The sequence below is a fragment of the Marinobacter sp. THAF197a genome, assembly GCF_009363275.1.
Taxonomy (GTDB): Bacteria; Pseudomonadota; Gammaproteobacteria; order Pseudomonadales; family Oleiphilaceae; genus Marinobacter.
This window is the reverse complement of the sequence record NZ_CP045324.1, coordinates 1,891,517-1,904,215: the sequence shown is the minus strand read 5'-3', so window position 1 is coordinate 1,904,215 and position 12,699 is coordinate 1,891,517. Positions and strand designations below refer to the sequence as shown.

Here is a 12,699-nt window from a genome sequence, read left to right as displayed (position 1 = left end):
CGGGGCCAGGTTCAGAACGGCATCTTGAATCCGGGGGGCACACCCATTCCGGACATCATGCCAGACATCTTTTCTTTCTGATTTGCCTCAACACGGCGAACGGCATCGTTAACGGCCGCTGCCAACAGATCTTCAAGAATCTCTTTGTCTTCAGACAGCAGCGACGGATCAATGTCTACCTTGCGAACGTCGTGGCGACCGTTCATGGTCACTTTGACCAGGCCGGCACCGGACTCGCCTGTAACTTCCGCCTTTGCAATCTCTTCCTGGGCCTTCTGCATCTGCTCCTGCATCTGCTGCGCCTTTTTCATCAGGTCGCCCATGTTATTCATCATGTGTTTATCTCCTGCCTGTCTCTATGGGGCGGATACTTTCTTCAACGACCCGCCCTTCAAATCTTTCAACGATACTTTTTACCACCGGGTCCTGACGGATGGCCTGTTCGGCCGCCTTCTGCCTGGCCGCCCGCTGGCGTTCTTCCCAGGCGGCCGGGGTATGAAGCCCTGGCTCACCCTGCTCTATTCTCAGTGAAGTGGCATCACCGAAGCGCGATCTCAAGGCCGCCAGTATTTTTTCTTCATGGCGCGCATTCAGCAGCCGGGCGTGACCTTCATCCAGGGTTAACACCACGGTTTGCCCGTCCATCGCCATGGCACTGTAACTGGCGAGGTTCCCGGGCATGCCATTAATGTCCAATTGGCGAAAATCCCGTTCCCATACAAATCCGTCAGCGGTTACTGGCTCTTGAGCTTCGACAACCGGCTCAACTTCCGGTTCCACCGGGCCTTGAGGTTGGGCTTCCTCAAATACCGGCGGTTCGGTGGGCTCAAGTGCAATATTACTCACCAAAGTCTCTGGTTCTTCAGCCTCCGCGCTCAGAGCCGGGTCGCTGGGGTCTGGATCCCAGGGTGGAGCATCCATCATGGGCGGCGCGGGTTCCGGTTCTGCCGAGTCAGCCTCGGCTGGACGGTGTGCCTGCGCCGATTCTGGAATCGGCCGCGGCTCTTGCACCGGCTCAGGATTCTGCGCGGGCATTGGCGCCTGCTCAGTTACCGGTGCAGGCTTTTGGCTTTGAGCTGGCGCAGGGTCTGGTTCCGGTTCGGCGCGCGCCTGGCCCTCATTGCCACCAGAGGCAATGGTTGGCGGCTCACGGCGATCAGCCCCCGGCCGGAAAGCCAACATCCGGAGCAGGGTCATTTCAAACCCCATACGGGCATCGGGTGTGATCGACAGATCTTTCCGGCCCATCAATGCCGCCTGATAGAACAGCTGGGCGTCTTCCGCGCTCAACTGTTTTGCCAGTGACTGAACCTGGGCGGCATCCCCCAGGGCATTGTCGGCGCTGCCCGGCACCACCTGTTCCATGGTGACCCGGTGAAAGAGTGATAGCAGATCCGCAAGAATGACCGCGTAATCCGGCGCAAAATCTGAAATGCGGCTGATCTCCGCCAGCAAACCGGGGCCATCCCGCTCAACCAGCGTTGCAACTATGCGCTCAATGTCGCGCTGATCAATGGTGCCCAGCATATTGCTGACATCACTGGCGGCCAGGTTCTGGTTGCCAAAGGCAATCGCCTGGTCGGTCAGACTCAAGGCATCACGCATACTGCCGTCAGCCGCCCGAGCAAGCAGCCAGAGCGCTGGTTCTTCAAAGGGAATCTGCTCTTCGGTCAGTACGTGCTTGAGGTGGCCTACGATGTGTTCCGGTGTCATCCGCTTCAGGTTGAACTGCAAACAACGGGATAGCACCGTCACCGGCAGTTTCTGGGGATCGGTCGTAGCCAGAAGGAATTTTACGTGCTCGGGCGGCTCTTCCAGGGTCTTCAGGAAGGCATTGAAGGACTGGTTGGTAAGCATGTGTACCTCATCGATGAGGTATACCTTGTAGCGGCCGCGACTGGGAGCGTACTGAACGTTGTCTGTCAGTTCACGCATATCGTCAACACCGGTGCGGGAGGCCGCATCGATCTCGATCAGGTCAACAAACCGCCCTTCCAGGATTTCCTGGCAACTGCCACACTTGCCACACGGATTGGCGGTAATGCCTGTTTCGCAATTAAGGCAACGGGCCAGCAATCGACCGATGGTGGTTTTACCCACGCCCCGGGTGCCGGTAAACAGGTAGGCGTGATGCAGCCTCTGGTGCTCAAGCGCATGCACCAGTGCCTGAAGCACATGCTCCTGCCCCACCATGTCCTCAAAGGTTCGGGGGCGCCATTTTCGGGCTAAAACCTGATAGCTCATGATCCTTCAACTACTCAGAAAATCGAGCCTAACCTTAGCATGGACCGTGATTCTAAAGAAGAAAAGTTGTTTCAGGGAACGCTGTTTCAAGGACAAAGGGGAGGGAAATCTGGGGGTGACCCCATCAGCAATCCCCCGGCACACACATCCACCGCTTCGGCTGCTCCCTTCCGGGCCTGACCGGGTTCACGGTTTCATGTTGCGGGGGCACCAATGGGGCCACCATAACGGCGTTCCGGGACTTTTACCCCGAAAGCGGCGCGCATATTATCAGAAGGATATAAGGACTACAACGGCCTAGAGCGGCAAGAGCACTTCATCCTGCCGAAACCAGCAGGCAATGCTATGACGGGTTCGCCTTGCCGGCAGCACCTCATGGGGCACTTCCTCGCTCAGGAAGAGTACGGCACGGCCAGCTTCCGGGCGCACAAGGCCAATCGCCCTATCCTCTTCCCGTGGGCTGAACACCTGCAATTCGCCGCCGTCTTCCAGGCCCCAGTCGTCATTCAGGTAAAGCACTAGGCTGATCATCCGGGAGGCTCGCCCGCGAAAGCTGTCGAGGTGGCACTTGTAAAAGTCGCCGGCCTGATAGGTCGCATAATGCGCTTCATACCGTTTAAGCCCGAGAAACAGCCTTTGATTGAGGCCAGCCATCAACTGGTCCAGAAACCTGAAAAGACTTGCCTGCGGTTCGGTGAACCCTTCCAGCCAGGCAATACTGTCTCGCCGAACGCTGCGATCCTTCACCAGATCCGCTCCACGCCCGATACCAGCCCGGCTCATCGCTTCGGTGCGTTCGAGAATCTTCACCTCATTGAGCAGGGCCGGCACCAAGCCCTCCGGCAGGCGATCAGCAAGATCCAGCTCAAGCCAGGCGTGCTCGCTCAAGCCATCCGCCAATTGATCCAGCCACCTTGCGTCAACGCGATCAACATCGTGCGCGCCCGCAGTGCCCGCCAGCGAGCCCTCGCCCACTACCTGATCGAAATGTCCCTGGCCATGTTCGAGCCGAGGCTCCGGCAGTGGAACAATAACCGCGCTCTGGCTATCAGAATCCATCAATACACCCCCTGAATTTTAGGCTATTGTATGATCAAACTCGCCGGCGCGGCGGATTTAATTTACTCTCTTGGTAAGCAGATACCCTTAAGGAAGTCATCGCAAAGGAAGTCGTCGCACGCCATGTCTGAAAGCAGTAACAAACCACCGGTCTCGGTTACACCGGGACAATGGTCGTTCACCCGCTGGCAAACCATCGGCCAGCTTGAGGCCCTGGAGGTGCACCATCCTCTGTTTCAGGCCACTATTTTCCTCCAAGGCGCACACCTGACTCACTTTTCCCCACGGGACCAGAACAATTGGCTGTGGCTGAGTGAGCTGGCCAAATTCCAACCGGGCCGGCCAATCCGGGGCGGCATTCCAATTTGCTGGCCCTGGTTTGGCGACCCAGCCAAAAACCCGCCGGAAATCCGTAAGCGGGTTCATGAACCGACTGCTCACGGTTTCGTCCGCACCGCCCTGTGGCGCCTGGAAGATGTGCGCGAGAGTGCCCATGAAGTGGAGATCAGCCTGTCCCTGAATGCCAACGAGGATTTCGCCGAGCAATGGGATGGCCACGCACTGGTGCTGGCCACGTTCAGTTTCTCGGTCAGGGGTTGCCAGGTTGCACTGACCACCACCAACCTCTCACGCCAGCCACTGGCGTTCAGCCAGGCGCTGCACACCTATTTACCAACCGCTGACATCAGCCGCACCCGCGTGCTTGGCCTTGGCAACAGTCAGTACATAGACACCCTGAAAGACTGGGAGTATTGCACTCAGGAAGGCCCGGTCTATTTCGAGGGTGAAACCGACAGAATCTATGAATCCGGCGAGCCCCTTACAGTGGTGACACCGCTTGGCAAACGCAAGCTGACCTCGGTGGGCAGTGATTCGACCGTGGTGTGGAATCCCGGCCCGGACAAATCTGCCCGGCTTTCGGACTTCCCCGGCAATGGCTGGCAAAAAATGCTGTGTGTCGAAACAGCCAATGCCGCGGGCGATTATCGGGTGTTGAATGAGGGCCAGAGCCACACTCTGGGTGTACTGATCGGCCGCATCTAACGGCGCCGAAAATCCAAATCCATCAGACAGGGAGCAGGCATGGGCCTGGCATCGTTTCTCAAATCCAGGCTGGTACCAGCCGAACTGGACCAGCAGATAGAGCGAATACGCAAGCCAATCGGCTCCCTGGGCTACGACCCCTGGGGTTATAACAACGAGGCCATCAAGTACGGCTTCTCCCTTACCCGGCAGATCTACGAGAAGTACTTTCGTGTTCAGGCCTCTGGCGTTGACAATGTGCCCGCCGAAGGCCCGGTTCTGATCATTGCCAACCATTCCGGCCAGCTCCCCCTGGATGGCCTCCTTATCGGCTATGCTTTGGCATCACGAAAAGACAACCCCCGCATTCCCCGGGCCATGATCGAGCGGTTCTTTCCCACCGTGCCCTGGCTGGGCAACCTGCTCAATGAGATGGGTGCCGTTCTTGGGGACCCGGTCAATTGCGCCAAGATGCTGGAGAACAATGAAGCGGTGATCGTCTTCCCCGAAGGGGTTCGCGGCTCCGGCAAACTGTACCGTGACCGTTACCAGCTCAAGCGCTTCGGTAACGGCTTCATGCATTTGGCAATGAAATACAACGCGACGATTGTTCCGGTAGGTGTGGTGGGTTGCGAGGAAACCATCCCTGCCATTGCCAATATAAAGCCACTGGCCAATGCACTGGGCGTGCCCTACGTTCCGGTGGCACTGCCCGTGATTCTTCCGGCCAAGGTACACCTGAACTTCGGCCCACCCATGCATTTCGACAATACCGAAATCCCGGAAGAACAGGTGACCGAGCGGGTGGAAGCCGTCAAGGCTGAAATCAGCCGATTGATCGACAAAGGGCTTAGTGAAAGGAAAAGGCTGTTCTGATGACCACCAAACGCAGACCCCACATCCTCGTGACTGGTGCCGCCGGCGCCCTGGCTCAACAGGTCATCAGCCGCCTCAAGGAAACCTGCGACCTGGTCGCCGTCGATTTCCGTGAGCAGGTGTACCTCGGAGATGACATCCCCAGCTATTGCATCGACTTCAACAAGCGGGTTTTCGAGGACCTGTTCAGGCGATATCAGTTTGACGGCGTGATCCACCTGGGCCGGATACTGTCCAGCCAGCTCACCCGCATGCGCCGTTATAACGCCAACGTGCTGGGCACCCAGAAGTTGCTGGATCTTTCCCAGAAGTACGGTATTCGCCGGGTGATTGTTCTCTCCACTTACCACGTATACGGCGCCGTCGCCTACAACCCGGCCCTGATTGACGAATCCGCCCCCCTCAAAAGCGCGGGCCTGAGCGCGGATCTTGTGGATTCCGTGGAACTGGAGAACCTGGCCAACATTTACCTCTGGCGCTATCCGGAGCTGAACATCACCATTCTTCGGCCATGCAACATCGTGGGCCCCGGTGTGCGAAATTCCATGAGCTCACTGCTGGGCAGCTCCCGGGCTCCGGTGCTGGCCGGCTTCTCGCCGATGATGCAATTCATCCACATAGACGACATGGCAGATGCCATCGTACTGGCCTGGAACAAACCCGTAAAAGGCGTGTTCAACGTCGCCCCCCAGGATTGGGTAGCCTATCAACAGGCCCTGAAACTTTGCGGATGCCAGCGCATTCCACTGCCATCCATTCCACCCGTCGTTCCCAAGGCGATTTCAAGAATTCTGAACCTCAGGAGCTTCCCGACTTACCTGATGGCGTTCTTCAAGTACCCAGTGGTGATTGATGGCCGGGCCTTTGCCCGGGAGTTCGGATTTACCCCCAAACGTCAGTTGAAAGATATTTTCCGTTACTATCGGGACAACAAACGGCCAGTGTGAACCAGGCCGGGAAAACGCCGATACCCGTAGACGGAACCGGGAGTTCAGAGCTACCCTGTACAGAATAAGTACAGAACCCAGGTTCAAGGAAAGACCGAATGCTCAGGGACATCAGCGTGATCAGCTACGGTGCGGCGGCAGCATTGTTCGCGGTGCTGTCTGTGCTGATCGCTACACGTTATCTGCGAAGGGATCTTGACCGCGCCCTCTTCCTTGCGGCGTTGGTCACCACCTTGTGGGCAAGCACCCTGGTCTCCCAGAGCCTTTGGGGGCACCCCGGCTTTTTCGTACGTTACCTGCTTGAATTGCTCAGAGATACGGCCTGGATCCTGCTGCTGTTCGCCATGCTTCGGGACGCTTTTCGCCAGGGCAAGCTCGCCAGCCAGCTCAAAAAAGTGCTTGGCGCCTCCCTCTTCATACTGATCGCAACCCTGCTGACCCTGGGCAGCCTTGAATTTATCCTTGGCCTCGCCCTGCTGGATGGCAAAACCAAAGTCATCGGGCAAATCGCCCTGGCCCTGCTCGGGCTGTCACTGGTGGAACAGATCTGGCGCAACGCCCCCGGCTTTGGCCGGTCCTCCATGAAGTACCTCTGCATTGGTGTTGCCACGATCTTCACCTTTGACTTCTTCATGTACGCCGATGCCCTGCTGTTCGGCAAAGTCGCCGATTCGTTCTGGAATGCCAGGGGCTTCGTCAACGCTGCATTAATGCCGCTGTTTGCCGTCAACATTATCAATACCCGCAAACAACCTGTGGATTTCCAGCTTTCGCGCTCCGCGGTATTCCATGTGGGCACCTTCCTGTTCGCCGGCGGGTACCTGTTGTTCCTTGCCGTAGGTGGATACTACGTTCGCGCCCTGGGGGGAGCGTGGGGCGAAGCCATGCAGGTGCTGTTCATCAGCGTTTCCCTGGCATTTCTGGTCACCCTGTTATTGTCGAGGCGAATCCGGGCCAAGCTAATGGTGTTCATCAGCCAGAACTTTTTCGACTACAAGTACGATTACCGGAACGAATGGCTGAGAATGACCCGTGAACTGGCCGACCTGAGCAATGATCCGCCCCTGCCCGAGCGCGTAATCCGAATTCTCGCAGGCCTGGTGGAGAGCAACGCTGGCGCCATCTGGCTTCGCAGCGACCAGGGCGACTACCTGCTGAATGCGAGCGTGAACCTCGCCACGCCCAAATACACCATTATCGATAGTGATTCGGAACTGGTCCGTTTTTTCACGGATCGGGAGTGGATTATTGATCTGAACGAATACCGGTCCGACCCGATAAGCTACAACCTGCTCGAGATTCCTGACCCCATCACCAACACCCCAGACGCCTGGCTGATCATTCCCCTGTACCTTGGCAACGAGCTTTACGGCGTTGCCATGGTGGGGCGCCCCTATTCGAAAGTTGAGTTGAACTGGGAAAACTTCGACCTGATCAAAGTGGTAGCCCGACAGACCTGTAACCTGCTCGCCCAGATGGATGCCCAGAACCGCCTCTCGCGGGCCATGCAGTTCGAGGCTGTGAGTAAAGCCTCAGCATTTATGGTGCACGACTTGAAAACCCTGATTGCACAGCTGTCGCTGCTGGTTAAAAACGCCCCCAAGCATCGGAACAACCCGGCGTTTATCGACGACATGATCGCCACCACAGACCACGCAGTACGCAAAATGGCCAACCTCGTGGACCACATTCGTAAACCTTCCAGCCCGGCAGAAGAAAACCGGAGCCCGATAAACCTGACCGAACTGGTCCAGGAGCTGATCGCCCATCACAGCCACCGGGCTCCGGCACCTGCCCTGCAAGGCAGCCCAGACAACATTTTTGTGTCTGCGGATAAAGAACAGCTGCGGAGCGTGCTCGGCCACCTGTTGCAGAATGCCCAGGATGCAACCCCGGCAAACGGCGACATATCCATCAATCTTAAAACCGCCAAAGGCAATGTTGTGATCTTCATTCAGGACACTGGCACTGGCATGACCGACGACTTCATCCGCAGCCAGCTGTTCAAACCATTCGAGAGCACAAAGGGCCTTACCGGCATGGGAATTGGCGCCTACCAGGCCAGAGAATACATTCAGGAATTAGGCGGCAATATTGATGTCACCAGTGAGCCAGGCGTTGGGTCTTGCTTCTCCGTCAGAATTCCTCTGCTCACGTCCGAAGCCGAAATACGGGCTGCGGCCCCGAGTGTGCCAATTCAGGAAACCGTACACCCACAGAAAACCGTCAACTAATCGTCACCCGAAGGTATTTTTCTGAATCAGCATTGCAAAGTGTCAATGTTCAGTTAAGAATCATAACCATGGAAATGCCGGTTCAGCCAATGGTGGCAGCCGCGCCGTACACAGACCAAAGGATTGAGTGTTGTTGTGAAGCAGCTACTGATTGTAGAAGACGACCCCGGCCTGCAGAGCCAGATGCGCTGGTGTTTCAGCGACGACATTGACGTATCTGTTGCCTCAGATCGTGAGGCCGCGCTCACGGCCCTCCGACGCCTTGAGCCCCAAGTGGTTACCCTGGACCTTGGCTTGCCACCGGACCCAGGCGGAGCCTCTGAAGGCTTTGCCCTGCTGGAAGACATTTTACGCCTGGCACCCATGACTAAAGTGATCGTCGTGACCGGCCGGGAAGACAAAGAAAACGCGGTCAAAGCCATTGGCATGGGCGCCTCTGATTTCTACCAGAAGCCGCTGGACGCAGACATCCTTACTTTCGTGGTCAACCGCGCGTTCCGACTCGCAGAGCTCGAGAGAGAGAACCGTGAACTGGCCGGCCAGGGCAACGGCACCAGTATCAAAGGCATTGTTGCCGCCAGCCCTGAAATGCTCGCTATCTGCCGTACGGTTGAAAAAGTCGCCCCTGCAGACGTTACTACTCTGATTACCGGAGAAACCGGCACTGGCAAGGAACTGCTGGCCAGGGCACTGCACGATCTCAGCCACCGGGCTGACAAACCTTTTGCCGCCATCAACTGTGCCGCCATCCCGGAGAACCTTCTGGAAAGTGAGCTGTTCGGCTTTGAAAAGGGCTCGTTTACCGGCGCGACGCAATCGAAGAAAGGCAAGATTGAAAGCGCCAACGGGGGAACCCTGTTCCTCGATGAGATCGGCGATATGCCCATGGCCCTGCAAGCAAAACTGTTGCGGTTCCTGCAGGAACGAGTGGTAGACAGAGTGGGTTCAGTCAAACCCATACCGGTAGACGTCCGGGTGGTTTGCGCGACCCATAGAAATGTTCAGGACCTGATTAGCCAGGGTGAGTTCCGGGAAGACCTTTACTACCGGATCAGTGAAATCACCCTGGATGTGCCAGCCCTGCGGGAACGTGAAGGCGATGCTCTGGTAATAGCCCAGTCGTTGCTGAAAACCCTGGGCAAGCAGCTCGACCGACCCAACCTGTGTTTCTCCGAAGACGCTGTACAGGCCATTAATGCCTATGGCTGGCCAGGGAACGTGCGGGAGATGATCAACAAAGTGAAACGGGCCATCATCATGGCTGACGGCAAACGGATTACCGCAGACGACCTGGTGCTCCCGGCCGACGGCTGTGAAGCTGACTACCAGCTAAACCTTCGCCAGGTTCGTGAAGCGGCGGAACGTAAAGCGATCATGCAGGCGTTGACCACCAGCAACTTTAATATGGCGCAGGCTTCGAGACTGCTGGGAGTCACCCGCCCAACGCTCTATAACCTCACAGACAAATACCGGATTGAGACCTCCACCGCGACAAGCGGTGTGTGACCAACTCCAACGGATTCAGAACAAGACCCCGATAAAAGGAAGGAACAGGGCATGAAAATCAGTAACGTTGTAAGAGTGTCGCTGCTTTCAGCTGCCATCGCGTTAAGCCTGACTGGCTGCAACAGCGAGCCGGACATGTCACAGGACGACATCCAGTATATCAGCCACCTTGACCAGGCGCGGTTCTTCCAACGCCAGGGGGAGTTAAGAGCGAGCACTATTGAGGCTCGCAGCGCCATCCAGATGCAACCTGAGCGCGTTGATCCCTACTTCGTCATCATCAACAACCTGCTGACCGCAGGAGATGCTGTTAACGCCGAGCGCCAGCTTGACCAATTCCTGGAGAACCGGTCCGAAGACGCCCTTACCCAGTCCCAGATGAACCAGGCCGCGTTAATCCGCGCGGAATCAAGGATATTGCAGGGAAAAACCGCAGAAGCTGTCCAGGCGCTGGATCAGATTAGCTCACCCTCTCGGGACCAGGAACTCAAGGCGGATAACCTGAGGGGCCAGGCCTGGTTATCGGCCGGCGATTTTGATCGGGCCGAGATAGCCTATACTGACGCCCTTCAACGCAACGATCAGAATGTCACCGCCGCGGTCGGATTATCCAGAATCGCCGCCGCCCGGGGCGACATTGCCAAGGCCCGCGAACTGCTCAGCCAGGCAGAAACCATCGATTCTGACCATGAAGACATCTGGCTATGGAAAGCACAACTCGCCCACTCACAGGAACAATGGGCCGAGGCAGAGCAAAACTATATCCGCGCACTGGAAACGATTGGCCAGTACGACGTGATGACTTACCGAAAGTACCAGACCATCTCAGCTCTGGTAACGGTCCTTCGCCAGCAAGGCAAATCAGCAGAAGCCTTTGTTTATGAAGAAATCCTTGCCAAGTCGGGGCCCGGAACCATCAAGAGCAACCTTGAAGCAGCAGCCGCCGCCTATAACGATGGAGATCTCGATACCGCTGCTCGCTTTTTACAGGAAGTGCTGAACCAGGCGCCCGGGCACCAGCAAAGTGCGCTGATGCTGGGCGTTATCCGTTTCCGGCAGGGTCGCACTGAAGAAGCAGCCAGCCTGCTGGAACCCCTCGCGGAGATGAACGACACCGACGGTGTTCGCAAGCTTCTGGCCGCAGCCAGAATCTCCATGCGAGACCCCCAGGGCGCCAAAACACTGCTTGACGACCTCAAGGATCGCGACAGCGACCCACAAACTCTGGCCCTGGTTGGCATCGCTTCTCTCGCCAGCGGTGACGACCAGAGTGGCCGCCAACTCATCAACAGGGCCCTCGAACTGCAACCGGATAACCACAATCTTCGGCTGCGCTACGCCACCTACCTTGCCCAACGCGAGGACTATGAGGCCGCCATCAGCCAGGCTCGCCAGATTCCAGCAGAGGCTCCTGAATCGACCCAGGCCACGATACTCGTGAGCCAGGCGCAGATGGCCTCAGGCAATCCCGACGCCGCACATAAGGCCTTGGACGACCTGCTACGAAAAGAGCCGGCAAACGTGGCCGCTTTGATTGCAAAAGGCAACCTGGCCGGCAACACCGGCAACATGGACAACGCCCGGAAATTTTTTGAGATGGCACACAAAGCGGCACCCGACAACCCGACGCCTCTGGTAGGGCTCGGTAACCTGGCCCGGTTGCGCGATGATAATGACACCGCCCGAGAACTCTATACTCAGGCCGTAAGGCTGGCGCCCGACAACCGCGGAGCACTGCAAGCAATTGCCAACCTCCTGCCCAGAGACGACCTAACCGAGTTGATGCGAAGCATACGCGAGGACAACCCGGAAGCGGCAGGGCCGCGCCTGATTCTTCTTGAGACAGCACTCATTGAGAACAACACCTCCGAAGCCGACGAACTCACTGCCCAGCTGATGGAGCGGCAGCAAGCGGATGCGCCAGCTCCCACCGAGCCACTGGTCGCCACAGTGTACGACGGTATCGCAACGCAACTGGTACAGCGTGGACAAACCGAACGGGCGCTACAGATACTCAATCGGGGCCGCACCTTGTTCCCGGATAACGAAGACATGGCCCTGAAAGTGGCCTCTATCGAATTCCGTAATGGCAATACCGCTGCAGCCAGGGACGCTCTGAGGGACGCAAAACAACACAACCCCGAATCCCCAGGCCCATATCAGCTGGAAGCCAGCTATTACGAGAGCCAAGGTGAACACCAACAAGCCGCTGAGCTCTATCAGCTCGCACTCACCAAACGAAACACCCCAGAGCTGCAAGTTGCCCGAGCCAGAGCACTCAGTAGTGCAGGCCAACCCACCGCGGCACTGGAATCTCTTGAACGCGCCATGGAGCAGTTCCCGAACAACACCAGAATCATGCTCAGCCTGGCCATGGCACATCAGCAGACGGGCCAACAAGACAAAGCCAAGGCGAGTTACGAACAGCTGGTATCGCTCAGCCCGACCAATGCGGTAGCCCTTAACAACCTGGCATGGTTGTATTACGAAACGGGTGATAATCGGGCCCTGGACACTGCCAGGAAAGCCTACGAACTGGTCCCCGACAGCGCAGCGGTGGCGGATACCTATGGCTGGATACTGTTTGAATCCGGTGAGCAACAACAAAGCCTTGTCGTGCTTGAGAAAGCGCACGAGCTGGACCCAGGCTCCCGCGAAATTGCCATGCATCTGGTGGAGGCCTACAGGGCAGCCGGCAGGGATGACGACGCCAGGCGAATTCTGACCAAGCTGGATAACGAGGCCTGACAGAGGTTAACGCTATAAGCGCGGTAGGCAGATAGCGAAACGTTCCTAAGACTCGGTGGCAG

Annotated in this window: 9 protein-coding genes and 1 other RNA gene; 6 read left to right on the top strand and 4 right to left on the bottom strand. The window is 57.3% G+C overall.

Annotated elements, in window-relative coordinates:
* Nucleotides 1–11: 11 nt before the first annotated feature.
* The 4 genes from FIV08_RS08835 to FIV08_RS08820 all read right to left on the bottom strand — a co-directional run bounded on the left by FIV08_RS08835 (nucleotide 12) and on the right by FIV08_RS08820 (nucleotide 3,303).
* Entirely contained in the window at nucleotides 12–335 is a 324-nt protein-coding gene (locus FIV08_RS08835) for a YbaB/EbfC family nucleoid-associated protein (RefSeq protein WP_152438051.1), read from the bottom strand.
* Between the two features lie 4 nt (nucleotides 336–339).
* A complete protein-coding gene (gene dnaX / locus FIV08_RS08830) occupies nucleotides 340–2,244 on the bottom strand; it encodes a DNA polymerase III subunit gamma/tau (protein WP_152438050.1) in 1,905 nt (634 codons plus the stop codon).
* A gap of 119 nt (nucleotides 2,245–2,363) precedes the next feature.
* Nucleotides 2,364–2,460, bottom strand: an RNA gene (gene ffs / locus FIV08_RS08825) — signal recognition particle sRNA small type.
* An 81-nt stretch (nucleotides 2,461–2,541) separates the two neighbouring features.
* Nucleotides 2,542–3,303: a 2OG-Fe(II) oxygenase gene (locus FIV08_RS08820; RefSeq protein ID WP_152438049.1), complete on the bottom strand. Its 762-nt coding sequence runs from the start codon at nucleotides 3,301–3,303 to the stop codon at nucleotides 2,542–2,544.
* 123 nt (nucleotides 3,304–3,426) lie between these two features.
* Here FIV08_RS08820 and FIV08_RS08815 point away from each other — a divergent pair, with 123 nt between their 5' ends.
* The 6 genes from FIV08_RS08815 (at nucleotide 3,427) to FIV08_RS08790 (ending at nucleotide 12,637) form a co-directional block, all read left to right on the top strand.
* Nucleotides 3,427–4,347, top strand: a complete 921-nt coding sequence (locus FIV08_RS08815) for a D-hexose-6-phosphate mutarotase (RefSeq protein ID WP_152438048.1) — start codon at nucleotides 3,427–3,429, stop codon at nucleotides 4,345–4,347.
* A 39-nt stretch (nucleotides 4,348–4,386) separates the two neighbouring features.
* The gene (locus FIV08_RS08810; protein ID WP_058089657.1) at nucleotides 4,387–5,202 is read left to right on the top strand and encodes a lysophospholipid acyltransferase family protein; all 816 of its coding nucleotides are present in this window, start codon (nucleotides 4,387–4,389) and stop codon (nucleotides 5,200–5,202) included.
* Nucleotides 5,202–6,149, top strand: a complete 948-nt coding sequence (locus tag FIV08_RS08805; RefSeq protein ID WP_152438047.1) for an SDR family oxidoreductase — start codon at nucleotides 5,202–5,204, stop codon at nucleotides 6,147–6,149. The genes FIV08_RS08810 and FIV08_RS08805 overlap by 1 nt, the downstream gene beginning before the upstream one ends.
* Nucleotides 6,150–6,247: 98 nt before the next feature.
* On the top strand, nucleotides 6,248–8,383 hold the full coding sequence (gene prsK / locus FIV08_RS08800) for an XrtA/PEP-CTERM system histidine kinase PrsK (protein WP_152438046.1): 2,136 nt from the start codon (nucleotides 6,248–6,250) through the stop codon (nucleotides 8,381–8,383).
* A gap of 135 nt (nucleotides 8,384–8,518) precedes the next feature.
* On the top strand, nucleotides 8,519–9,889 hold the full coding sequence (prsR, locus tag FIV08_RS08795; protein WP_152438045.1) for a PEP-CTERM-box response regulator transcription factor: 1,371 nt from the start codon (nucleotides 8,519–8,521) through the stop codon (nucleotides 9,887–9,889).
* Nucleotides 9,890–9,940: 51 nt separating this feature from the next.
* Complete coding sequence (locus FIV08_RS08790) at nucleotides 9,941–12,637, top strand: tetratricopeptide repeat protein (RefSeq protein WP_152438044.1); 2,697 nt, start codon at nucleotides 9,941–9,943, stop codon at nucleotides 12,635–12,637.
* The last annotated feature ends 62 nt before the right edge of the window (nucleotides 12,638–12,699 follow it).

Excerpts from the sequence above, each read along its gene's own strand:
- FIV08_RS08835 (WP_152438051.1), bottom strand. The coding sequence starts at position 335 with ATGATGAATAACATGGGCGACCTGATGAAAAAGGCGCAGCAGATGCAG.
- dnaX (WP_152438050.1), bottom strand. The coding sequence starts at position 2,244 with ATGAGCTATCAGGTTTTAGCCCGAAAATGGCGCCCCCGAACCTTTGAG.
- FIV08_RS08820 (WP_152438049.1), bottom strand. The coding sequence starts at position 3,303 with ATGGATTCTGATAGCCAGAGCGCGGTTATTGTTCCACTGCCGGAGCCT.
- FIV08_RS08815 (WP_152438048.1), top strand. The coding sequence starts at position 3,427 with ATGTCTGAAAGCAGTAACAAACCACCGGTCTCGGTTACACCGGGACAA.
- FIV08_RS08810 (WP_058089657.1), top strand. The coding sequence starts at position 4,387 with ATGGGCCTGGCATCGTTTCTCAAATCCAGGCTGGTACCAGCCGAACTG.
- FIV08_RS08805 (WP_152438047.1), top strand. The coding sequence starts at position 5,202 with ATGACCACCAAACGCAGACCCCACATCCTCGTGACTGGTGCCGCCGGC.
- prsK (WP_152438046.1), top strand. The coding sequence starts at position 6,248 with ATGCTCAGGGACATCAGCGTGATCAGCTACGGTGCGGCGGCAGCATTG.
- FIV08_RS08790 (WP_152438044.1), top strand. The coding sequence starts at position 9,941 with ATGAAAATCAGTAACGTTGTAAGAGTGTCGCTGCTTTCAGCTGCCATC.